This is a genomic window from Bacillus sp. NPDC077411 (assembly GCF_044543425.1).
Lineage (GTDB): Bacteria > Bacillota > Bacilli > Bacillales > Bacillaceae_G > Bacillus_A > Bacillus_A bruguierae.
The window spans coordinates 392,158-414,069 of sequence record NZ_JBITWA010000002.1; the positions used below are offsets into that span (position 1 = coordinate 392,158).

Genomic DNA, 21,912 nt, shown 5'->3' on the forward strand with positions numbered 1-21,912 from the left:
CATTCTTATCGCAGAATATGATAAAATTAATTCTATTAAGAATGAGAAGGAGTATTTGTTACTCCTTTTTATTCTAAGTATAGAAGGATTGGTACCTAGAAAGGGGCATAGTGATGGAAAAGAAAAAATCTTTTCATGTCGCTGTAGTTGGAGCAACCGGCGCAGTTGGTGAACAAATGTTAAATACTTTAGAGAAACGTAATTTTCCAATTGGGAAGCTAACGTTACTTTCATCTAAACGTTCTGCAGGTAAAACGCTTTTATTTAAAGGAGAAGAAGTAACAGTACAAGAGGCTACTCCTGAAAGTTTTGAAGGAGTGGATATTGCACTCTTCAGTGCAGGTGGGTCTGTATCAAAACAATTAGCACCAGAAGCTGCAAAGCGCGGTGCAATCGTTGTCGATAATACTAGTGCGTTCCGCATGACAGAAAATGTCCCGCTTGTTGTACCAGAAGTAAACGAAAAAGATTTATTAGAACATAATGGAATTATTGCAAATCCAAACTGTTCTACAATTCAAATGGTAGTTGCTCTTGAACCAGTTCGTCAACACTTTGGTTTAAAACGAGTAATCGTTTCCACATATCAAGCTGTATCAGGAGCAGGAGCCGCTGCAATTGAAGAGCTTCACGAACAATCACAAGCCATTTTAAACGGTGAAGAAGTAAAAGCGAATGTTTTACCAGTAAAAGGTGATGAAAAACATTATCAAATTGCCTTCAATGCGATTCCGCAAATTGATAAGTTTGAAGATAATGGCTTTACATTTGAAGAAATGAAAATGATTAATGAAACAAAGAAAATTATGCATATGCCAGATCTTGAAGTAGCTGCTACATGCGTACGTTTGCCAGTTGTATCTGGTCACTCTGAATCTGTTTACATTGAAGTGGAAAAAGAAGGTGTAACAGTAGAAGATGTGCGTAATCTGTTAGCGAATGCAGAAGGAATTGTACTGCAAGACAACCCAGCAGAACAAGTATACCCAATGCCAGCAACTGCAGTTGGTAAAAACGAAGTATTTGTTGGTCGTATTCGTAAAGATTTAAACAATGATAAAGGATTCCATCTTTGGGTCGTATCGGATAACTTATTAAAAGGTGCTGCATGGAACTCTGTTCAAATTGCAGAACGATTAGTGAAATTACAATTAGTGTAAACGGCTAAAAGAAGGTGCGAAAATGAAAATTATTGTCCAAAAATTTGGTGGTACATCTGTACGTGATGAAAATGGTCGAGAACATGCTCTTCATCACATCAAAAAATCATTAAAAGAAGGCTATAAAATTGTAGTTGTTGTATCTGCAATGGGACGCAAAGGTGAGCCTTATGCGACGGATACATTATTAAGCCTTGTAAATGAAAAACAGTCGTTCATTTCAAAACGTGAACAAGATTTATTGTTGTCTTGTGGTGAGTTAATTTCAGCAATTGTGTTTTCAAATATGTTAAATGAAAATGAAATTAAAGCAGCAGCATTCAATGGTGCACAAGCTGGTTTTATCACAAATGATGATTTTACAAACGCTAAGATTATTGAAATGAATTGTGAACGTATATTAAAAGAGTTAGAAGAAGTAGATGTAATCGTTGTAACAGGTTTCCAAGGCCAAACGACAGAAGGCGATACGACAACACTGGGACGCGGGGGTAGTGATACATCAGCGTCAGCGTTAGGTGTTGCACTTCATGCTGAATATATTGATATTTTTACAGATGTAGAAGGTGTGATGACCGCTGACCCACGTATTGTAAAAGATGCGCGTCATCTTGAAAATGTAACATATAATGAAATCTGTAATATGGCATATCAAGGTGCGAAAGTTGTTCATCCGCGTGCAATTGAAATTGCGATGCATGCAAAAGTTCCATTACGTGTGCGTTCGACATACTCTGATAGCGAAGGAACTTTAATTGCAGCGTATGATGGCGCACGCGACGTACAAGAACGTCCGGTAACTGGTATTGCTCATTCTTCAAGTGTCACGCAAATTAAAGTGTTGTCTAAGGACGGAGCATACGACCTACAAACAGAAGTGTTCAAAGAAATGGCAAATGAAAAGATTAGCGTAGATTTGATCAATATTTCTCCTACAGGTGTAGCATACACAGTTAGTGATGATGTTGCAGATCGAGCTGTTGAAGTACTTCATAAGCTTGGATATGATCCAATTGTAACCGAGCACTGTGCAAAAGTATCTATTGTTGGAGCTGGTATCGCAGGTGTTCCAGGTGTGACTGCGAAGATTGTGACAGCATTAGCTGAAAAGGGTGTTCAAATATTACAGTCTGCAGATAGCCATACGACAATATGGGTACTTGTGAAAGAAGAAGAACTGATAGATGCCGTAAATGCGCTTCATTGTGCATTTGAACTTTCAAAAGAAAAGTAACTGGAATGATAAGGAGTGAGACCATGAGAGATTTTGGGACAATTGCAACTGCGATGGTCACACCGTTTGATAAAAATGGAAACATCGATTTTGCAAAGACAACAAAATTGGTAAACTATTTGATTGATAATGGTACAACATCAATCGTTGTAGGAGGAACAACAGGTGAATCTCCTACGTTAACATCTGAAGAAAAGGTAGCGCTATATCGTCATGTTGTATCTGTTGTCGATAAAAGGGTGCCCGTAATCGCTGGAACTGGTAGCAATAATACACATGCTTCTGTCGAGCTTACGAAAAAAGCGGAAGAAGTAGGCGTAGATGCTATTATGTTAGTTGCACCGTATTATAATAAACCAAGCCAGGAAGGTATGTATCAGCACTTTAAAACAATTGCTGAAAGTACAAAACTGCCGATTATGTTATATAACGTTCCGGGGCGATCTATCGTACAAATTTCTGTTGATACAGTTGTTCGTTTATCGCAAATTCCAAACATTGTTGCAATCAAGGATGCAGGCGGCGATGTATTAACAATGACAGAAATCATAGAAAAAACAGATGATGATTTTGCCGTATACAGTGGTGATGATGGATTAACATTGCCAGCGATGGCAATTGGAGCAAAAGGTATTGTATCTGTTGCTTCTCATATTATTGGTAACGAAATGCAAGACATGATTGCGGCATTTCAAACTGGTGATATGAAAACAGCGCAAACACTTCATCAATTGTTAGTAAGAGTGACGAATGCATTATTTATGGCGCCGAGTCCAACTCCTGTTAAAACTGCACTGCAAATCGTAGGATTAGATGTTGGATCTGTTCGTCTCCCTCTTCTGCCATTAACTGAAGTAGAAAGAACGAGATTACTTGAAGTTATACAATCTATTCCTCGCTAATACGAAAGTGGCTTAGTGATATGTGCTAAGCCACTTTTTTGTGTTTAGTAATACTCCCACCTCAAAATTCGATAAAGCATTGTCCAGATTCTCCTCCTAGCCCCTTATGTCTAAACAGTCGTCTTCGCTTTTCTTTATGATCCAGCTCCAGCGGCTAGAACAGTCGGTGGCTTCGCGTCTTCCGCCGAGGCAAAAAGCGCCTCTATGTCAGAAGCTCCATCCCCCTCTTGTTCTGAGCGAGCCGCTTCCGCTTTTCTTTATAAGTTGCTGCTATGCAGAATACAACATGACCTGTACTCCTAGCTCCTTTTGTTTTAAACCTCGCATGTGGCAGGAAATGGACCTGACCGCTTCTATGCACGGCCAGATGCTCTCGTCCCCCTAAAAGGAAAGGGGGGGGTATATCGTTTTTTCACTTGTATATATAGGTGATGAATAAAGAAAATTCATACTGCGAGATGTCTCACTTTGCTTCTTGCAAGTAGTAGTGAAATAAATCCAGTTTATCATCTTATACATATTCTTCTCTTTTCTTTCTTATAATTTAACTTGTGTTCTATTTCTTATATCAGTTATAATATGGCTAAGTAGCTTAGTACGGGTATGCTTAGCAAAAATGGAAAAACTTTACGGATTATCGGATTTTGTATGAAATTACATAAAACATATGATTTATATAATGAAAGAGAGGTGGAACCTGGTTTAAAAACAAAAAACGTGATAAGACCTTCGTTTTAGATGTTGAAAAATGATGGTGGAGTTTCCCCTGGTTTCTCTACAATGTTAGTGGGATCAGTTTTTACAATAGTTTTAAACCAGGAAACAACATGAAGAAGAAAGAGATAGATACTGTAAAAGTATTCGCTCTCGGTGGAGTGGGCGAAATTGGAAAGAATATGTACTGCGTAGAAATTGATTCTGAAATTTTTATTGTGGATGCAGGACTTATGTTTCCGGAAGAAGAGATGTTTGGAATAGATATTGTTATTCCTGATATCACATATTTAGTGGAAAATAAAGAGCGCGTAAAAGGGTTATTTTTAACACATGGTCATGAAGATCATATTGGTGGTATCGTTTATGTGTTAAGAAAATTAGATATTCCAGTTTATGGAACAAAACTAACAAATGGTCTTGTGAAAGAAAAATTAGGAGAAGCAGGTATGTTAGGTCGCGTTGATTTAAGAACGATTGATTCTAATGCTACTGTAGAATTCGATACAACAACTGTTTCTTTCTTTAAAACAACACACAGTATTCCTGATGCCGTGGGTGTTTGCTTCCATACTTCACAAGGTGCAATTGTATATACTGGTGATTTTAAATTTGATCAAACTCCTATTGGGAATAATGGTTCGGATATTGGAAAAATGGCGCAAATTGGGAATGAAGGTGTACTTTGCTTACTATCTGATAGTACAAATGCAGAGCGCCCTGGCTATACAGGATCTGAGAGAGAAGTCGGTTTGGAAATATCTAAAGTATTTTATAATTCAGAAGGCCGTATTATTGTGGCCTCATTTGCTTCTAATGTACATCGTATTCAACAAGTTTTTGATGCAGCATATGAAACTGGGCGTAAGGTAGCGGTAGTTGGACGAAGTATGGTAAAGGTTGTTGATATCGCGTATAATCTAGGGTATTTAAATATTCCAGATGGTATGTTAATTTCATTGCAGGATGTTGATAATTATCCTGAGAAAAAGGTGACAATATTAACGACTGGTAGCCAAGGGGAGCCAATGGCTGCTCTTTCTAGAATGGCAAGACAAGCTCATAAACAAATTTCAATTCGTAAAGGTGATACAGTCATTATTGCTGCATCTCCAATTCCAGGGAATGAAACATCTGTTTCAAGAACAATTGATTTACTATTTAGAGCAGGTGCGGATGTAGTATATTATGGAGAAAAGAAAGTACACGTTTCCGGACATGGTAGTCAAGAAGAATTAAAGTTAATGTTGAATTTAATGAAACCAAAGTACTTCTTGCCTGTACATGGTGAATTTCGTATGCAAAAGGCGCATGCCCGTTTAGCTCAAGATGTTGGTATTCACTCGGATCGTATTTTTATCACGGAGAAAGGTGAGGTAATCTCCTTTACAGATGGTGAAGCGAAACTAGCAGGTAAAGTTCCTGCTGGAAATGTATTGATTGATGGGTTAGGCGTTGGTGATGTTGGGAATATCGTGTTACGTGATCGAAAGATGTTATCACAAGACGGTATTTTAGTCGTTGTTGTGACGCTTGGAAAAGAAGAGAAAAAAATTATTTCTGGACCAGAAATAATTTCACGAGGCTTTGTTTATGTTCGTGAATCTGAAGCGTTAATTGAAAAATCAACTGATATTGTGCGTACAATTGTAGAACAATCTATTAAAGAATATTCTATTGAATGGTCTACGTTAAAACAAAATATTCGTGAGTTACTTGGACAATTTTTATTTGAAAAAACGAAGCGAAAACCGATGATTTTACCAATTATTATGGAAGTATAAGAAGTGGCTACCTATTTATAGGTAGCTTTTTCTTTTATCTCGCTATTCGCAGGCAGTAAGACCTCCATCTTAAGATTAAGATCCAGCTCCAGTGGCTAGAATGTTCGATGGCTTCGCTTCTTCCTGCGAGGTAAAAAACACTGATGGAAGTTTCACTTTATCCTCTTTCGAATGAAATTTATAACTTAACAAATAATAGTTGTATACGTGAGAAAGGGGTTACGATATGGTAGAGCGTGATGAAATGAAAAATGAAGAAAAAGAGGCCGAGACAAAAGAAGAAGTGAAAGAAGCTTCTGTACTAGAGAAAATTCAGCAACTTGGACAAACAAATGTCCCGCAATTAAATGAATCACGTATTCATTGTTTAACAATTGTAGGGCAAATTGAAGGGCATGTGCAATTGCCGCCGCAAAATAAAACAACCAAATATGAGCATGTTATTCCGCAAATTGTCGCAATTGAACAAAATCCTAAAATTGAAGGGTTGTTAATTTTGTTAAATACAGTTGGAGGGGATGTAGAAGCTGGGCTTGCGATTTCTGAAATGATTGCTTCGCTTTCGAAACCAACTGTATCGATTGTTCTTGGTGGAGGCCATTCCATAGGTGTGCCGATTGCGGTATCAACAGATTATTCATTCATTGCAGAAACAGCAACAATGACAATTCACCCTATTCGTCTTACAGGTCTTGTAATAGGTGTTCCACAAACATTTGAGTATTTAGATAAGATGCAAGAGCGTGTTATTCGTTTTGTAACAAAGCATTCAAAAGTAACAGAAGATCGTTTTAAGGAGTTAATGTTTGCAAAAGGGAATTTAACACGAGATATTGGTACAAATGTTGTAGGCGTGGATGCGGTGAAATATGGTTTAATTGATGATGTTGGAGGGATTGGCCAAGCGATTAAAAAATTAAATGAATTAATTGATACAAAAACATCAACTGAACAAGGCGGGGCGTTGTTGCAATGATTTTGTATACGATTATGCCAGAACAACTCGTGTATCCGATAGATCATACAGAATTTGCGAAGCAGAAAATGATACATGTAGATGGTATTGATATGGTTGTAGAAATGGGAAATGAAAATAATTATTCTGTTGTACGTGTATTAAGTACAAACCCTCAGCATTTTTTACAGTATGAACCTGGGCAGAAAATATCCTTTTCGTAAAAGCAGGATTTTGTTTATGAGCTATGGTATAATATAAAAAACAAGAGGGTGAAGCAGCCGTGTGTAGGCTGCTTTCTTCAATTTATCCTGTAAAATCCTGTTTGAGTGGATGAAAAAGCATGCATGGAAGTTTCGCTTTCTTCGATTTAAAATAATCCGTGGGTAAAATAACGAGATGGAAACTGCACTTGTTCTAAGAAAAATATATTTTTGAATGAGAATTTGAGGTGAAGAAATGGCAAAACAAAAGCAAATAGGGACGAAAACAAAAGCAAGACGTACCATAAAGCCAACTTTGTACTACGAAATCGTTGGTTTGACTCTTTTTGCGCTCTCCATCATTACAATTATGCAACTAGGTGTTGTCGGAAAAGCATTCGTGCTATTTTTTCGCTTTTTCTTTGGAGAATGGTACATACTTGGAGTCCTTGGGGTTATTGTACTTTCTATAGCATTTGTTATAAAACGAGAGTGGCCGAATTTATTAAACAAACGATTGATTGGTCTATATTTAATTGTATTAGCTATATTGATGTTTAGTCACATTACATTAGTCAGCCTTTTAACAAAAGATGGGGCAGTGCAAAGTACATCTGTTATTGTAACGACAAAAGATTTGTTTTTTCATGAAATGAAAAAAGGAGTCGACTCGGTACACTTAGGTGGGGGAATGTTTGGGGCTATTATGTTTGCGACATGTTACTTTTTATTTGATGAGGTTGGCGCGTACATAATTGGAATGATTCTCATTTTACTTGGTGTACTATGCATTACAAATAAACATATAGGAGAAGTACTTGCGCCGATTGGACATATACTTAGACGGCAATTTGAAGTGATGCAAGGTGATTATAAAGACTGGCAAACGAAACGCGCTGCTGAAAAAACTGAAAAGAAAAAGACTGCTCGTACCCGGAGTGAGCGTCATGTACCAAAAGCCCCGCAGTTAGTTGACAGTATAGAAGAGGTTGATATAGCGCCGCCAATTATATCAAACTTTACTGAAAACTATGCAACGCCAGATCCAATAAGTGAAGAATCCTTTATTCCTGAAGCAATTCAAGAAGAAGCTTTGCCTATACAAGAAGAAAAGACAAAGCGGAAAAAAGGTGAAAAAATTGTTGAATCGATTGCCGGAGAGACGACAGCGCCGCCAATGCATTTTTCCGATGTTGAAAATAAAGATTATAAGTTGCCGTCTTTAGAGCTATTAAAGTTTCCGAACAATAAGCAAGTAACAAATGAAAATGAAACGATTTATGAAAATGCTCGAAAGTTAGAACGAACATTCCAAAGCTTTGGTGTGAAAGCGAAAGTAACGAAGGTTCATAGAGGGCCAGCTGTTACAAAATATGAAGTGTATCCTGATATGGGGGTTAAAGTTAGTAAAATTGTTAGTTTAAGTGATGATTTAGCACTAGCTTTAGCGGCGAAAGATATTCGAATTGAAGCACCAATTCCAGGGAAATCAGCTGTTGGAATTGAAGTGCCAAATTCAGAAGTTGCAGTGGTTACGTTAAGAGAAGTATTAGATTCGAAAGCGAATAATCATCCGGAAGAAAAGCTATTAATTGGACTTGGGCGTGATATTACAGGAGAAGCTGTATTGGCTCGCCTAAATAAAATGCCTCATTTACTCGTAGCGGGCGCAACCGGTAGCGGAAAGAGTGTATGTATTAACGGGATTATTACAAGTATTTTAATGCGTGCTAAACCGCATGAAGTGAAACTCATGATGATTGACCCAAAGATGGTAGAATTAAATGTATACAATGGTGTCCCGCATTTATTAACGCCTGTTGTGACAGACCCGAAGAAAGCGTCACAGGCACTAAAAAAGGTTGTCAATGAAATGGAACGGCGTTATGAATTGTTTGCCCATAGCGGAACACGTAATATTGAAGGGTATAACGAATACATTAAACAACATAATGAACAATCTGAAGCGAAGCAACCAGAACTTCCGTATATTGTTGTTATCGTGGACGAGCTGGCAGATTTAATGATGGTTGCTTCTTCTGATGTAGAGGATGCGATTATGCGTCTGGCACAAATGGCACGTGCAGCTGGTATTCATTTAATTATTGCGACGCAGCGCCCATCTGTAGATGTTATTACCGGTGTTATTAAAGCGAATATTCCATCGCGAATCGCTTTTGCGGTTTCTTCTCAAACTGATTCAAGAACAATTCTTGATACAGGGGGAGCGGAGAAATTATTAGGACGCGGTGATATGTTGTTCGTACCGATTGGTGCTTCTAAGCCAGTTCGTGTACAAGGTGCATTTTTATCAGATGATGAAGTAGAGAAAGTAGTAGAATATGTTGTTGCGCAGCAAAAAGCACAATATCAAGAAGATATGATTCCACAAGATGTACAAGAAACGATGCAAGAGGTAGAGGATAATTTATATGATGAAGCAGTGCAGCTCGTTGTAGATATGCAAACCGCATCAGTCTCTATGTTGCAGCGTAGGTTTCGTATTGGATATACGCGTGCAGCCAGGTTAATTGATGCAATGGAAATGAACGGCGTTGTTGGTCCGTATGAAGGAAGCAAGCCTCGTGAAGTGTTGATAAAAGATATTCAAGAGAAAAGTTCATGATAAAGAAGCCGATTGGAAGTGATTCTAGTCGGTTTCTTTATTGAATAGAAATGATAGCGCTTACTATCAGTATGTTTTGTTGGGAATACGAATGGTTGTGTTTTTTTAAATTTCAACGTTCGATTTTTTTCTTGGATTGTATTGACAGTAATCATATCAAGTGGTACGATTACTTCGAAATCAAAATATCCCTCATATAATCTTGGTAATAAGGTCCATAAGTTTCTACCTAGCAACCATAAATTTGCTAGACTATGAGGAAAAAGTGTCAATACAAGGTGTATAGCAACTTTGTTCCTAACTTTTTCAACATATGAGAAATGTAAGGTGCAAAGTTTTTTTTATGGGTTAAAGAAAGAAAATTCCATTTAACGAAATTATTAGGACTTATTCGACAAGTTACAATTTTCTTATTTTTATTTAAGAGGATTCATGATATATTGAATGTGGAAGAAATAGGAAAGAGGTCTTACATCAGAGGTCGAATAAGTGGAGTGCGAGGGGAGTCTTATGTCAGTAAAATCAGATAGTCGACATTTGTATTTACGAGTGATTGACCATATTAAAGAAAAGATTAAAAGCGGTGTATATAAAGAGAAGCAAAAGCTACCGTCCGAATTTGATTTAGCGAAAGAATTAGGTGTGAGTAGAGCAACCTTGCGAGAAGCACTTCGAATTTTAGAGGAAGAAAGCGTTGTCATTAGGCGGCACGGTGTAGGGACATTTGTGAATGCAAAACCTTTGTTTTCTTCAGGAATTGAACAATTATCTAGTATTACAGATATGATCGCTAATGCAGGAAAAAAGCCAGGTACAGTATTTCTATCATCAGCAGTAGGGAATTTAACGGAAGAAGAAAAAGAAAAATTTAATAGTGAAGATGGTTTTGAAACACTTATGATTGAACGCGTTCGTACAGCAGATGGGGAACCTGTTGTTTATTGCGTTGATAAGTTACCGAAAGAAGTTCTTCCTGATTTGTCAGAATACAAAGAGGAATCACTGCTTACGGTCATTCATAGAAATACACATAAACGCATTACGTATGCTGTTGCTCATATTGAACCACTCGGTTATCACTCTAAAATATCACCAATTTTAGAATGTGAACCGGAAACAGCATTACTTGTATTAAAGCAAATGCATTATGATCAAAATGATGAACCGATTTTATATTCTATTAATTATTTTCGAGCAGACAAATTTAGCTTCCATGTGTTAAGAAAGCGTATGTAAATTGTACCCATTTTAGGGAGGTGACAGCAAGAAAATAGGGGCATGGCTGTATAAGTAACTAGATACATATTTTAGGAGGGGTTTTTAGTATGAAGAAAAAAGCGGGGATTTTATTATCATTAACGTTGGCAGCAAGCACAATTTTAGGAGCTTGTGGAAACACTGATAAGTCAAGTGAGAAAAAAGAGGGAAAAGAAAGTAAAAACTTTAAAGTTGGTATGGTTACAGATGTTGGTGGAGTAGATGATAAATCATTCAACCAATCTGCTTGGGAAGGTTTAAAAAAGTTTGGTAAAGATAACAAGTTAAAAGAAAATGAAGGATATCGCTACCTTGAATCTACTAAGGATGCAGATTATATTCCAAATTTAGCAAAATTTGTAGACACGAACTACAATTTAACATTTGGAATTGGTTATAAAATGCAAGAGTCTATAAAAGAAACGGCAGGAAAGAATCCGAAAAAACAATTTGCAATTGTTGACGCAGTAGTTGATAAGCCAAATGTAACAAGTATTACATTTAAAGACCACGAAGGTTCTTTCCTTGCAGGTGCGGTTGCAGCAATGACAACAAAATCAAATAAAGTAGGATTTATTGGAGGAATTAAAAGTCCTCTAATCCAAAAGTTTGAATCTGGTTTCATGGCTGGTGCGAAAACTGTAAATCCGAATATTGAAGTTATATCTCAATATGCAGAAGCATTTGATAAACCAGAAAAAGGTTCTGTATTAGCTTCGGCTATGTACGGTCAAGGTATTGACGTAATTTATCATGCATCTGGTGCAACTGGTAATGGTGTATTTACAGAAGCGAAAAACCGTAAGAAAAAAGGTGAAAATGTTTGGGTAATTGGGGTTGACCGTGATCAAAACCAAGAAGGTATGCCAGAAAATGTAACATTAACTTCAATGGTAAAACGCGTTGATGTTGCGGTAGAAAAGGTTTCACAAAAAGCAAAAGACGGTAAACTTGAAGGCGGTAAAAAAGAAGAGTTTGGTTTACAAGATGATGGTGTTGGAATTGCAAAAACAACTGACAACGTGAAAAAAGTAAATCCAGAAATTGTAACAAAAGTAGAAGAGTTTAAAAAGAAAATTGTAAGTGGTGAAATTAAAGTGCCATCTACTCCAGATGAGTACAAAACATATGAGGCTTCTCTTAAAAAATAATGGTAGATCGATAGCAAAGGTTAGTTCTAGGAACTAACCTTTGCATATATAAAGAACTTTGTCCTGTTAAGGAGGAATAATATGGAATACGTCATTGAGATGAATAATATTACAAAAGTATTCCCAGGGATTGTGGCGAATGATAATATTACGCTGCAAGTGAAACAGGGAGAAATTCATGCGTTACTTGGAGAGAATGGTGCTGGGAAATCCACACTTATGAATGTTTTGTTTGGATTGTATCAACCAGAACAAGGTGAAATTAAAATTAAAGGGAAACCTGTAAAAATTACAAATCCAAATGTAGCGAATAATCTTGGAATTGGCATGGTACATCAGCACTTTATGCTAGTTCATAATTTTACAGTTACAGAAAATATTATTCTCGGAAATGAACCGAAGAAAAGCGGGAAAATTGCTATTAACGAAGCTGCTAAAGAAATTAAAGCATTATCTGAGCAATACGGATTGTCGGTAGATCCATATGCGAAAATAGAGGATATTTCTGTTGGAATGCAGCAGCGTGTAGAAATTTTGAAAACGCTCTACCGTGGAGCAGAAATTTTAATTTTTGACGAACCGACAGCTGTATTAACGCCGCAGGAGATTCAAGAACTTATTCATATTATGAAGAAGCTTGTGCAAGAAGGGAAATCTATTATTCTTATCACACATAAGTTGAAAGAAATTATGGAAGTATGTGATCGTTGTACAATTATTCGTAAAGGAAAGGGAATTGGAACGGTAGACGTTGCAAATACAGATGAAAACAAGCTTGCAGAATTAATGGTTGGACGTCAAGTGAATTTTAAAACAGAAAAGTCAGACGCCAAACCACGTGAAAATGTACTTGAAATTTCCAATCTTGTTGTGCACGATGCACGTCATTTACCTACCGTAAAAGGACTTGACTTAACTGTTCGTGCAGGAGAAATTGTTGGTATTGCTGGAATCGATGGAAATGGACAAAGCGAATTAATAGAAGCGATTACTGGTTTACGAAAAGTTGAGTCAGGCTCTATTACGTTAAGAGAGAAAGACGTAACAAATTGGCCAGTTAGACGTATTACAGAGGAAGGTGTTGGGCACATTCCTGAAGATCGTCATAAGCATGGACTTGTTCTTGATTTTTCTATCGGAGATAACATGGTACTGCAAACGTACTATAAAAATCCGTATTCTAAAAAAGGTGTTTTAAATTTTACAAAGATTTACGAAAAAGCAAAATCATTAATTGAGCAGTTCGATGTTCGTACACCGAGTGAGCATACGCCAGCGCGAGCATTATCTGGAGGAAATCAGCAAAAGGCAATTATTGCTCGTGAAGTAGATCGTGATCCGGATTTATTAATTGCAGCACAGCCAACACGTGGTTTAGATGTTGGGGCAATTGAATTTATTCATAGAAAGTTAATTGAACAGCGTGATAAAGGAAAGGCAGTTCTGTTGCTTTCGTTAGAACTTGACGAAATTTTAAATGTAAGCGACCGCGTTGCTGTGATTTATGAAGGGAAAATTGTTGATATTGTAAATGCAAAAGAAACAAATGAGCAACAACTAGGTCTATTAATGGCTGGGGGAAAGAAGAAAGAGAAGGTGAACACAAATGGCTAAAAAATTTTTAACGGAGCGAACAATTAATATTTTAGTACCTGTATTATCCGTTATTTTTGGTTTACTTGTTGGAGCCATTGTCATGATTACGAGCGGATACGATCCAATCGTCGGCTATGCCGCATTATGGGATGGCATGGTCGGAAATCCACGTGCAATAGGTGAAACACTCCGTACGATGATTCCACTTGTTCTTGCTGGTTTATCAGTAGCGTTTGCCTTCCGTACAGGCTTGTTTAATATCGGGGTAGAAGGACAATTGTTAGTGGGATGGCTTGCTGCGGTTTGGTTCGGTTATGCTGTTTCGTTACCACCTTTCCTCCATGTTCCATTATCGATATTAGTTGCAGCACTTGTTGGAGGACTGTGGGGATTTATTCCTGGATATTTAAAAGGGAAGTTTAAGGTAAATGAAGTTATCGTCACAATTATGATGAATTATATCGCACTTTATGTAACTTATTACATTATAAGGAATTTTTTACATGAAGCAAATGAAAAATCGTATGATATAAAAGCGAGTGCGTCTTTAGCTTCTTCTTGGTTAGCGTCTTTAACAGATGGTTCTCGCCTGCACTGGGGAATCGTTGTAGCGATTGTTACAGCACTTATTATGTGGTTTTTGTTAGATCGTACAACATTAGGTTACGAGCTCAAATCAGTTGGATTCAATCAGCACGCTTCTAAATATGCGGGAATGAAAGTATCACGTAATGTTGTGTTATCAATGACGATTGCTGGTGCATTTGCTGGAATTGGCGGTGCAATGGAGGGGCTTGGAACATTCCAGAGCATGACAGCGATGTCTTCTTTTACAGGAATAGGATTTGATGGTATTGCCGTTGCTCTTCTTGGTGCAAATAATGCATTTGGTATTTTGTTATCAGCACTTTTATTTGGCGGATTGAAAAGTGCTGCACCGCAAATGAACTTTGAAGCGAACGTTCCATCTGAACTTATTAACGTTATTATTGCATGTATTATTTTCTTTGTAGCATGTAGCTATATTTTACGATGGGCACTTTCGCGTTTTAGCAAGGAGGGGAAATAAATGAGTTTCCTAGATATTGTAGCCGTTCTTGTCACAGGTACGTTATATACGGCAGCACCGCTTATTTTTACAGCACTTGGAGGCGTATTTAGTGAACGTTCTGGAGTTGTTAACATTGCATTAGAAGGTTTAATGCTGTTTGGTGCGTTTATTGGCGTTGTTACAACTTTATTAATGGGGGATACATGGGGAGCGATGACGCCGTGGATTGCACTTATTTTTGCAGCGATTGGCGGGGGATTATTTGCGCTTCTTCATGCGGTTGCTTCAATTACATTCCGTGCAGATCAAGTTGTTAGTGGAGTGGCGATTAACTTTTTAGCGTTAGGATTAACAGTGTTTGCGATTAAAAAGATTTTTGGAAAAGGTCAAACTGATTTTATCCAATATCGTATTGAAAAAATTGATATTCCTGGCCTTTCTGATATTCCTGTTATTGGAAAAGTATTTTTCTCTGATGTACCGTTAACTTCTTATATCGCAATTATTTTAGCATTTGTAGTTTGGTATGTAATTTATAAAACACCATTTGGCTTACGATTACGTGCTGTTGGAGAACATCCGATGGCAGCTGATACGATGGGTATTAATGTTTATAAAATGCGCTACATTGCAGTTTGTTTATCAGGTATGTTTGCGGGTGTCGGTGGTGCTGTGTTTTCAACATCTATTTCAAATAATTTTTCTGGCTCTACAATTACAGGGCAAGGATTTTTAGCGTTAGCAGCAATGATTTTTGGAAAATGGCATCCAATTGGAGCGCTAGGTGCAGCGTTATTTTTTGGATTTGCACAGTCACTTGGTGTTACAGGTGGTACAATTCCTGTTTTAAATCAAATTCCAAGTATCTTTTTAACGATATTACCATATGTATTAACAATTTTTGCACTTGTCGGTTTTGTTGGGCGTTCTGAAGCACCAAAAGCGCTTGGAACACCGTATGAAAAAGGAAAACGCTAAAAGCTAAAAAGCTCGCACATTAGTGCGAGTTTTTTTACATACAATAACGTTAATACATGAGAAAATTTGCATTTTCTTTTGTGAAAACTGTATATTGAAGAAGAAAATTCCTTTTTAGAGGAGGTTTACGAATGGATCTTATAAAACAAGAAACACATGAATTAGGTGGATTACGCGTACATATGATTCCAACAGAAAAATATAAAACGAATACATTTGTATTACGGTTAAAGTCACCGTTATGTGAAGAAACGGTAACAGAACGGGCCTTGCTTCCCTATGTATTACAAAGTGCTACAGAAACACACCCATCTGTTATTCGAATTCGTCAATATTTAGAGGAGTTATATGGTTCGTCATTAGCTGTTGATGTAAGTAAAAAGGGTGAGGATCATATTATTTCTATTTATATAGACATTGCCAATGAAACTTATTTACAAGAAGCGCCGCCGCTCTTTGAAAAAGCGCTTGCTATGCTTGCTGATATTTTACTAAGACCAGCAACAGAAGGAAGTGGTTTCTTACAAACGGTAGTAGAAAGTGAAAAACGTGCACTCGTGCAGCGTATTGAATCTACGTTTGATGATAAAATGCGCTATGCCAATGAACGCCTTATCGAAGAAATGTGTAAAGTAGAACCGTATCGCTTAAGTGCAAATGGTCAAAAAGAGCACGTTTCTAAGATTACAAACGAAACGTTGTATCAATATTATAAAAAAGTAATAGCTGAAGATGAAATGGATTTATACATTATCGGTGATATTGAAGAAGGAGCTCTTGACCTTGTGAAACGGTATTTTTCTGTTTCTAAACGTGAACCGAAAGAAAGAAATGTATTGCTTCATAAGAAAAATGAGGAAGAGCAAGAGGTTGTAGAAAAACAAGAACTTAAACAAAGTAAATTAAATATTGGATACCGCACGTATATTACGTATCGTGACGAAGACTATTTTGCTTTGCAGTTATTTAATGGCTTGTTTGGTGGTTTCTCGCATTCGAAATTATTTGTTAATGTACGTGAGAAAAACAGCTTGGCATATTATGCTGCTTCTCGTTATGAAAGTCATAAAGGACTTCTGTTTGTAATGTCTGGAATTGAGGGAGAAAATTATGAAAAAGCTGTTACGATTATTAAAGAACAAATGATAGCGATGCAAAATGGCGATTTTACTGATGAGGAAATCGTACAAACAAAAAGTGTGATTAAAAATCAAATTTTAGAGACAATTGATACGCCGCGCGGTCTTGTAGAACTTCTGTATCATGGAGTAATTGCAAATTATGACCGCCCTGTAGAAGAATGGTTAACAGAGATTGAACGAGTAACGAAAGATGGAATCGTTAAAGTAGCAAATAATATTCAGCTAGATACAATTTACTTCTTACATGGGACGGAGGGTGTTTAAGATGGAAAAAATCGTGTATGAACAATTAAAAGAAACGCTGTATTACGAAAAACTGTCCAATGGCCTAGAAGTATATATTCTCCCAAAGCAAGGGTTTAATAAAACGTATGCAACATTTACGACAAAGTATGGTTCTATTGATAATACGTTTGTGCCGCTTGAGAAAGACGAGATGCTTCGTGTACCAGATGGAATTGCACATTTTTTAGAACATAAATTGTTTGAAAAAGAGGATCACGATGCGTTTCAATTATTTAGTAAGCAAGGAGCTTCTTCAAACGCATTTACATCGTTTACAAGAACTGCATATTTATTTTCTTGTACATCAAACGTTGAAACGAATCTAGAAACATTGTTAGATTTCGTGCAAGATCCATACTTTTCGGAACAAACTGTTGAGAAAGAGAAAGGAATTATTGGGCAAGAAATTCAAATGTATCAAGATAATGCAGATTGGCGCTTATACTTTGGGTTAATTGATAGTTTATATAGGAAACATCCTGTAAAGATTGATATCGCTGGAACAATTGATTCGATTAGCGAAATTACAAAAGATTTGCTGTATGAATGTTATCATACATTTTATCACCCAAGTAATATGTTATTATTTGTTGTTGGTTCTATTGATCCAGAAAAGACAATGAATTTAGTGCGTGAAAATCAAGCGAAGAAAAATTATACTGCTCCCTCAGAAATTGCGCGGTCTTTTGATGAAGAACCAGAACAAGTAAATGAGAAAAAAATGGTCATTACAATGCCAGTACAAACACCGAAATGTTTAGTTGGTGTGAAAACGAAAGACTTGAAACAAGAAGGAAAAGACTTGCTGAAACAAGAAATTGCTTTAACGCTTCTGTTAGATTATTTATTTGGAAAAGGTTCTACCCATTATGAAACATTGTATAATGAAGGGTTAATTGATGATACGTTTTCGTATGATTATACAGAAGAAAGCAGTTTCGGTTTTGCGATGATTGGCGGAGATACGAAGCAACCGGATGAACTAGCAAAGCGCGTAACTGATATTTTGTTGCAAACAGATTATGATGAGTTATGCGCAGAAACGTTAGAGCGTGTGAAAAAGAAGAAAATAGGTGGTTTTTTACGCTCGCTAAATTCACCAGAGTATATTGCAAATCAGTTCACACGATATGCATTTAATGGGTCTAGTTTGTTTGACGCATTATCTGTTTTGGAAAGTTTATCAATTGAAGATTTACAAACAGTTTCGAAAAGCTTTTTAAAAGAAGAACGAGTAAGTATTTGCCAGGTACTTCCGAAGAAATAATGTAGTAGAGAGAGGAAAAAGATGAAGAAGTTTGCATTAGTTACCGGGGGAAGTGGGGGAATCGGTTCTGCCATTGTAAGACAGTTAGTGAAAGATGGCTACACAGTGTATGTTCATTATAACCAAGGTGAAAAGAGAGTTCAGCAATTAGAACAAGAACTGAAAGATATTATTCCAGTTCAAGCTAATTTATCAGAAATAGATGGTGCTTGGCAACTATGGTCGCAAATCTATCATCCAATTGATACTGTTGTATATGCAGCTGGAAAAAGTATCTTTGGGTTAAAAACAGATATTACCGATGAACAATTAAATGAGATGGTGGAACTGCAAGTGAAAAATGTATATAAACTTGTTTCATTTGCACTTCCCTCAATGATTCGAAACCGAAGTGGGAATATTGTCGTTATTTCTTCCATTTGGGGACAAATAGGTGCTTCCTGTGAAGTGTTGTATTCTATGGTAAAAGGAGCACAAAATTCATATGTAAAAGCATTGGCAAAAGAAGTTGCATTAAGCGGTGTACGAGTAAATGCAATTGCTCCAGGTGCAATTGAAACAGAGATGCTGCATATATTTTCGAATGAAGAAAAGCAAGAGATTGCAGAAGAAATTCCGCTTGGTCGATTAGGGCTGCCAGAGGAAGTGGCAAATACAGTTGCATTTGTAGTTTCTTCACAAGCATCTTATATAACAGGTCAAATTATTGGGGTTAATGGGGGCTGGCATTGTTAATTGCTTAAAGTAAGGAGTATCATATTTTACTTTTTGCTCTCGTACATAAAAAAGGACATAATGGCAAATAGTAAACATGACTCCATTACTTTATAGCGAGGTGCTTAACAATGTCAGTATTAGATAACTTTGAACAATGGAAAGGCTTTTTAGGAGAGCGTTTAGATCAAGCACAAGGAAAAGGCTTAGACGGCGGTGCAATTTCTGATATGGCTTATCGCATTGGGGATTATTTAGCAAATGAAGTAGAAGCACGAAATGACCAAGAAAAATTATTGATGGAGCTTTGGAAGGTTGCAGATGAACAGGAGCAACATACAATTGCAAACTTAATGGTGAAAATGGTCAACCATAAGTAGCGAAAAGAGAGGAAGAATCCTCTCTTTTTTTGTCGATTTTGAGAATCTCTACATTAAATTGAGTTCTCGATTATACATTTCACTTTCCTATTAAGAGAAAATCATATAATATAGTACGTAGATGTAAAGTAAGCAAGGGGAGTGTCATCAAATGATTGAATGGTATTTTGAGTATGAAATACATAAAAACCGACCTGGCTTGCTTGGTGATGTTTCTTCGTTAATCGGTATGCTTGGTATTAATATTGTAACAATTAATGGGGTAGACAATGCTAGGCGCGGATTATTATTAATGTGCGATAATCAAGAACAAATTTCTAGACTTGAATCAATTCTAAATACGATGGATAATATAACTGTAACGAAATATCGTCCACCGAAGCTTCGTGATCGATTAGCAGTTCGGCATGGAAGATATATACAACGGGATGCGGATGATAAGAAAACATTTCGTTTCGTTCGTGATGAATTAGGTTTACTTGTTGATTTTATGGCAGAACTTATGAAAAAAGAAGGCCATAAATTAATTGGAATTCGTGGGATGCCGCGCGTTGGAAAAACCGAGTCCATCGTTGCTGCAAGTGTGTGTGCAAATAAACGTTGGCTTTTTGTGTCGTCTACTCTTATTAAACAGACGGTACGCAGTCAATTAATTGAAGATGAATATAATGATAATAATATCTTTATTTTAGATGGAATTGTTTCAACGAAGCGCGCAAATGAACGACACTGGCAGCTTGTTCGCGAAATTATGAGATTGCCAGCAACAAAGGTTGTAGAGCATCCAGATGTATTTGTGAGTCAGTCAGAATATACACTTGATGATTTTGATTACATTATTGAATTGCGAAATGATTACGATGAAGAAATTCAATACAGTCTAGTAGATGAAATTGAACAGGGAAATCAAAATAATTTTTCTATGTTCGACTTTTAAAGAAATATTGAGGTGTTAGCATTGACAGAATTAGGACAAAAGCTGAAAGAAGCACGAGAAATGAAAGGTTTTTCCATCGATCAGCTGCAGGAAATTACGAAAATTCAAAAACGCTATTTAATTGGTATTGAAGAAGGAAATTTTAGTATAATGCCCGGGGATTTTTACGCACGTGCCTTTATAAAGCAATATGCGGAAGCAGTTGGGCTAAATGGAGAGGCGACACTAGAAGAATATAGACACGAAATACCACAGACGGCTTCTCAGAGTGTTCCGCAAGTTCCAACGGGACAAAAAGCGCAGGAAACTGTGCAAAGAGCAGCGTCATCGCCAATTGCAGACCATATGCCTAAAATTTTAATTACATTGCTTGTTATTGCTGTTGGTGTTGCAATTTGGTTTGTATTTCAGTTTGTTTTAGGTAAAAATGACGATAGTCAAGTAAAACAAACGAAAAATGCACAAACAGAAGTGGAAAAAGCGGAAAATTCTCCTCTTGATAAAAAGAAAGAAGAGAAAAAAGAAGAGAAAAAAGAAGCAGTACCTCAACAACCTCAGCAGCAACAAAATACAGCTCAACAAGAGATTAAAGTTGTTGACAAGGATGGGAAAGAATCTATATTAGAACTTCGCCATAATAAAGAGTTTAAACTAGAAATAACAGCAAAAGGTACAAGTTATGTAGATATTAAAAATGAAAGTGGTAAAGTATTCTATACAGGTACTTTAAATAAGGATGAAACACAACAACAGGATTTATCGTCAGAACAAGTTGCGCGTTTAAACATTGGTAGTGCGCCAAATGTTGAAATTAAAATTAACGGTCAAGTTATTGAATTCCCACAAAATACAGAAGAAATGCGTCATCAAATTTTGGTGATTAAAAACTTAGGGGAACAACCTGCACAATAATAGTCATCGTTCCGATGACTTTTTTCAATGCATAAACTGTTTTTGACATGATGGAGGAATAGCTGTGAATTTACCAAATAAAATTACTGTATCAAGAATATGCTTAATTCCTGTATTTTTAATTATTATGCTCGCTCCATTTGATTGGGGAGTGTATACAATTGGAGATGTAGAATTGCCAGTTCAGCACTTAGCTGGAGCTCTTGTTTTTATTATTGCTTCTGCGACAGATTGGATTGATGGCCATTATGCAAGAAAACATAATCTTGTAACGAATTTAGGGAAATTTTTAGATCCTTTGGCGGATAAATTATTGGTATCTGCGGCATTAATTACGCTTGTAGATTTACATTATGTAGCGGCTTGGATGGCGGTTGTTATTATTAGCCGAGAATTTGCTGTTACAGGCTTGCGTCTTGTATTAGCTGGTACAGGGGAAGTGGCTGCTGCGAAGATGCCTGGGAAAATTAAAATGTGGATGCAAGTTATTGCAATTTCTGCCTACTTACTTCACGATGTTCCATTTAATTTAATTCATATTCCAATTGCAGATATTTCAATATGGGTTGCACTTATTTTCACTATTATTTCAGGATGGGATTATTTCTGGAAAAATAGAGGAGTTTTTGTGGATTCGAAATAACGGCTTATGGGGGAATGGAAG

General features: G+C 36.8%; 19 protein-coding genes and 1 riboswitch. All 19 genes read left to right on the top strand.

Features of this window, described 5'->3' with window-relative positions:
• The first annotated feature begins 113 nt into the window (after window positions 1-113).
• Entirely contained in the window at window positions 114-1,160 is a 1,047-nt protein-coding gene (gene asd / locus ACIGHG_RS05365) for an aspartate-semialdehyde dehydrogenase (protein WP_090912805.1), read from the top strand.
• A gap of 22 nt (window positions 1,161-1,182) precedes the next feature.
• On the top strand, window positions 1,183-2,394 hold the full coding sequence (gene dapG / locus ACIGHG_RS05370; RefSeq protein ID WP_336473217.1) for an aspartate kinase: 1,212 nt from the start codon (window positions 1,183-1,185) through the stop codon (window positions 2,392-2,394).
• 23 nt (window positions 2,395-2,417) lie between these two features.
• Window positions 2,418-3,296: a 4-hydroxy-tetrahydrodipicolinate synthase gene (gene dapA, locus ACIGHG_RS05375; protein WP_336473218.1), complete on the top strand. Its 879-nt coding sequence runs from the start codon at window positions 2,418-2,420 to the stop codon at window positions 3,294-3,296.
• 827 nt (window positions 3,297-4,123) lie between these two features.
• Window positions 4,124-5,794 (top strand): ribonuclease J, encoded by a 1,671-nt coding sequence (locus ACIGHG_RS05380; RefSeq protein WP_396547456.1) that lies wholly within the window; start codon window positions 4,124-4,126, stop codon window positions 5,792-5,794.
• A gap of 244 nt (window positions 5,795-6,038) precedes the next feature.
• On the top strand, window positions 6,039-6,770 hold the full coding sequence (locus ACIGHG_RS05385) for a ClpP family protease (protein ID WP_396547511.1): 732 nt from the start codon (window positions 6,039-6,041) through the stop codon (window positions 6,768-6,770).
• Window positions 6,767-6,973 (top strand): YlzJ-like family protein, encoded by a 207-nt coding sequence (locus ACIGHG_RS05390; RefSeq protein ID WP_090912815.1) that lies wholly within the window; start codon window positions 6,767-6,769, stop codon window positions 6,971-6,973. Before ACIGHG_RS05385 ends, ACIGHG_RS05390 begins: the two co-directional genes overlap by 4 nt.
• 235 nt (window positions 6,974-7,208) lie before the next feature.
• Window positions 7,209-9,578, top strand: a complete 2,370-nt coding sequence (locus ACIGHG_RS05395) for a DNA translocase FtsK (RefSeq protein WP_336473220.1) — start codon at window positions 7,209-7,211, stop codon at window positions 9,576-9,578.
• A 172-nt stretch (window positions 9,579-9,750) separates the two neighbouring features.
• Window positions 9,751-9,853: riboswitch (purine riboswitch) on the top strand.
• Window positions 9,854-10,088: 235 nt separating this feature from the next.
• Window positions 10,089-10,814 (top strand): GntR family transcriptional regulator, encoded by a 726-nt coding sequence (locus ACIGHG_RS05400; protein WP_090912819.1) that lies wholly within the window; start codon window positions 10,089-10,091, stop codon window positions 10,812-10,814.
• Window positions 10,815-10,903: 89 nt separating this feature from the next.
• Window positions 10,904-11,986, top strand: coding sequence for a BMP family lipoprotein (locus ACIGHG_RS05405; protein WP_336473221.1), 1,083 nt, complete (start codon window positions 10,904-10,906; stop codon window positions 11,984-11,986).
• An 81-nt stretch (window positions 11,987-12,067) separates the two neighbouring features.
• On the top strand, window positions 12,068-13,600 hold the full coding sequence (locus ACIGHG_RS05410; RefSeq protein WP_336473222.1) for an ABC transporter ATP-binding protein: 1,533 nt from the start codon (window positions 12,068-12,070) through the stop codon (window positions 13,598-13,600).
• The gene (locus ACIGHG_RS05415; protein ID WP_090912826.1) at window positions 13,593-14,651 is read left to right on the top strand and encodes an ABC transporter permease; all 1,059 of its coding nucleotides are present in this window, start codon (window positions 13,593-13,595) and stop codon (window positions 14,649-14,651) included. The genes ACIGHG_RS05410 and ACIGHG_RS05415 overlap by 8 nt, the downstream gene beginning before the upstream one ends.
• Window positions 14,652-15,611, top strand: coding sequence for an ABC transporter permease (locus tag ACIGHG_RS05420; RefSeq protein WP_336473223.1), 960 nt, complete (start codon window positions 14,652-14,654; stop codon window positions 15,609-15,611).
• 131 nt (window positions 15,612-15,742) lie between these two features.
• Window positions 15,743-17,017 (top strand): EF-P 5-aminopentanol modification-associated protein YfmF, encoded by a 1,275-nt coding sequence (gene yfmF, locus ACIGHG_RS05425; RefSeq protein ID WP_336473224.1) that lies wholly within the window; start codon window positions 15,743-15,745, stop codon window positions 17,015-17,017.
• A gap of 1 nt (window position 17,018) precedes the next feature.
• Window positions 17,019-18,305 (top strand): EF-P 5-aminopentanol modification-associated protein YfmH, encoded by a 1,287-nt coding sequence (gene yfmH / locus ACIGHG_RS05430; RefSeq protein WP_336473225.1) that lies wholly within the window; start codon window positions 17,019-17,021, stop codon window positions 18,303-18,305.
• A gap of 21 nt (window positions 18,306-18,326) precedes the next feature.
• Entirely contained in the window at window positions 18,327-19,040 is a 714-nt protein-coding gene (gene ymfI, locus ACIGHG_RS05435) for an elongation factor P 5-aminopentanone reductase (protein WP_090912834.1), read from the top strand.
• 110 nt (window positions 19,041-19,150) lie between these two features.
• Window positions 19,151-19,399, top strand: a complete 249-nt coding sequence (locus ACIGHG_RS05440) for a DUF3243 domain-containing protein (protein ID WP_090912835.1) — start codon at window positions 19,151-19,153, stop codon at window positions 19,397-19,399.
• A gap of 151 nt (window positions 19,400-19,550) precedes the next feature.
• Entirely contained in the window at window positions 19,551-20,336 is a 786-nt protein-coding gene (locus tag ACIGHG_RS05445) for a DUF3388 domain-containing protein (RefSeq protein ID WP_090912837.1), read from the top strand.
• 21 nt (window positions 20,337-20,357) lie between these two features.
• Window positions 20,358-21,248 carry a helix-turn-helix domain-containing protein gene (locus tag ACIGHG_RS05450; RefSeq protein ID WP_396547513.1) on the top strand — a complete coding sequence of 297 codons (891 nt, stop codon included), beginning with the start codon at window positions 20,358-20,360 and terminating at the stop codon, window positions 21,246-21,248.
• 64 nt (window positions 21,249-21,312) lie between these two features.
• On the top strand, window positions 21,313-21,891 hold the full coding sequence (pgsA, locus tag ACIGHG_RS05455) for a CDP-diacylglycerol--glycerol-3-phosphate 3-phosphatidyltransferase (protein ID WP_336473227.1): 579 nt from the start codon (window positions 21,313-21,315) through the stop codon (window positions 21,889-21,891).
• Window positions 21,892-21,912: the final 21 nt, after the last annotated feature.

Bases quoted from the DNA above. Each gene is read 5' to 3' on its own strand.
- ACIGHG_RS05380 (WP_396547456.1), top strand. From the start codon at position 4,124: ATGAAGAAGAAAGAGATAGATACTGTAAAAGTATTCGCTCTCGGTGGA.
- ymfI (WP_090912834.1), top strand. From the start codon at position 18,327: ATGAAGAAGTTTGCATTAGTTACCGGGGGAAGTGGGGGAATCGGTTCT.
- ACIGHG_RS05390 (WP_090912815.1), top strand. From the start codon at position 6,767: ATGATTTTGTATACGATTATGCCAGAACAACTCGTGTATCCGATAGAT.
- ACIGHG_RS05440 (WP_090912835.1), top strand. From the start codon at position 19,151: ATGTCAGTATTAGATAACTTTGAACAATGGAAAGGCTTTTTAGGAGAG.
- yfmH (WP_336473225.1), top strand. From the start codon at position 17,019: ATGGAAAAAATCGTGTATGAACAATTAAAAGAAACGCTGTATTACGAA.
- ACIGHG_RS05420 (WP_336473223.1), top strand. From the start codon at position 14,652: ATGAGTTTCCTAGATATTGTAGCCGTTCTTGTCACAGGTACGTTATAT.
- ACIGHG_RS05385 (WP_396547511.1), top strand. From the start codon at position 6,039: ATGAAAAATGAAGAAAAAGAGGCCGAGACAAAAGAAGAAGTGAAAGAA.
- ACIGHG_RS05405 (WP_336473221.1), top strand. From the start codon at position 10,904: ATGAAGAAAAAAGCGGGGATTTTATTATCATTAACGTTGGCAGCAAGC.
- dapG (WP_336473217.1), top strand. From the start codon at position 1,183: ATGAAAATTATTGTCCAAAAATTTGGTGGTACATCTGTACGTGATGAA.
- ACIGHG_RS05415 (WP_090912826.1), top strand. From the start codon at position 13,593: ATGGCTAAAAAATTTTTAACGGAGCGAACAATTAATATTTTAGTACCT.
- dapA (WP_336473218.1), top strand. From the start codon at position 2,418: ATGAGAGATTTTGGGACAATTGCAACTGCGATGGTCACACCGTTTGAT.
- ACIGHG_RS05400 (WP_090912819.1), top strand. From the start codon at position 10,089: ATGTCAGTAAAATCAGATAGTCGACATTTGTATTTACGAGTGATTGAC.
- ACIGHG_RS05410 (WP_336473222.1), top strand. From the start codon at position 12,068: ATGGAATACGTCATTGAGATGAATAATATTACAAAAGTATTCCCAGGG.
- ACIGHG_RS05395 (WP_336473220.1), top strand. From the start codon at position 7,209: ATGGCAAAACAAAAGCAAATAGGGACGAAAACAAAAGCAAGACGTACC.
- asd (WP_090912805.1), top strand. From the start codon at position 114: ATGGAAAAGAAAAAATCTTTTCATGTCGCTGTAGTTGGAGCAACCGGC.
- yfmF (WP_336473224.1), top strand. From the start codon at position 15,743: ATGGATCTTATAAAACAAGAAACACATGAATTAGGTGGATTACGCGTA.
- ACIGHG_RS05445 (WP_090912837.1), top strand. From the start codon at position 19,551: ATGATTGAATGGTATTTTGAGTATGAAATACATAAAAACCGACCTGGC.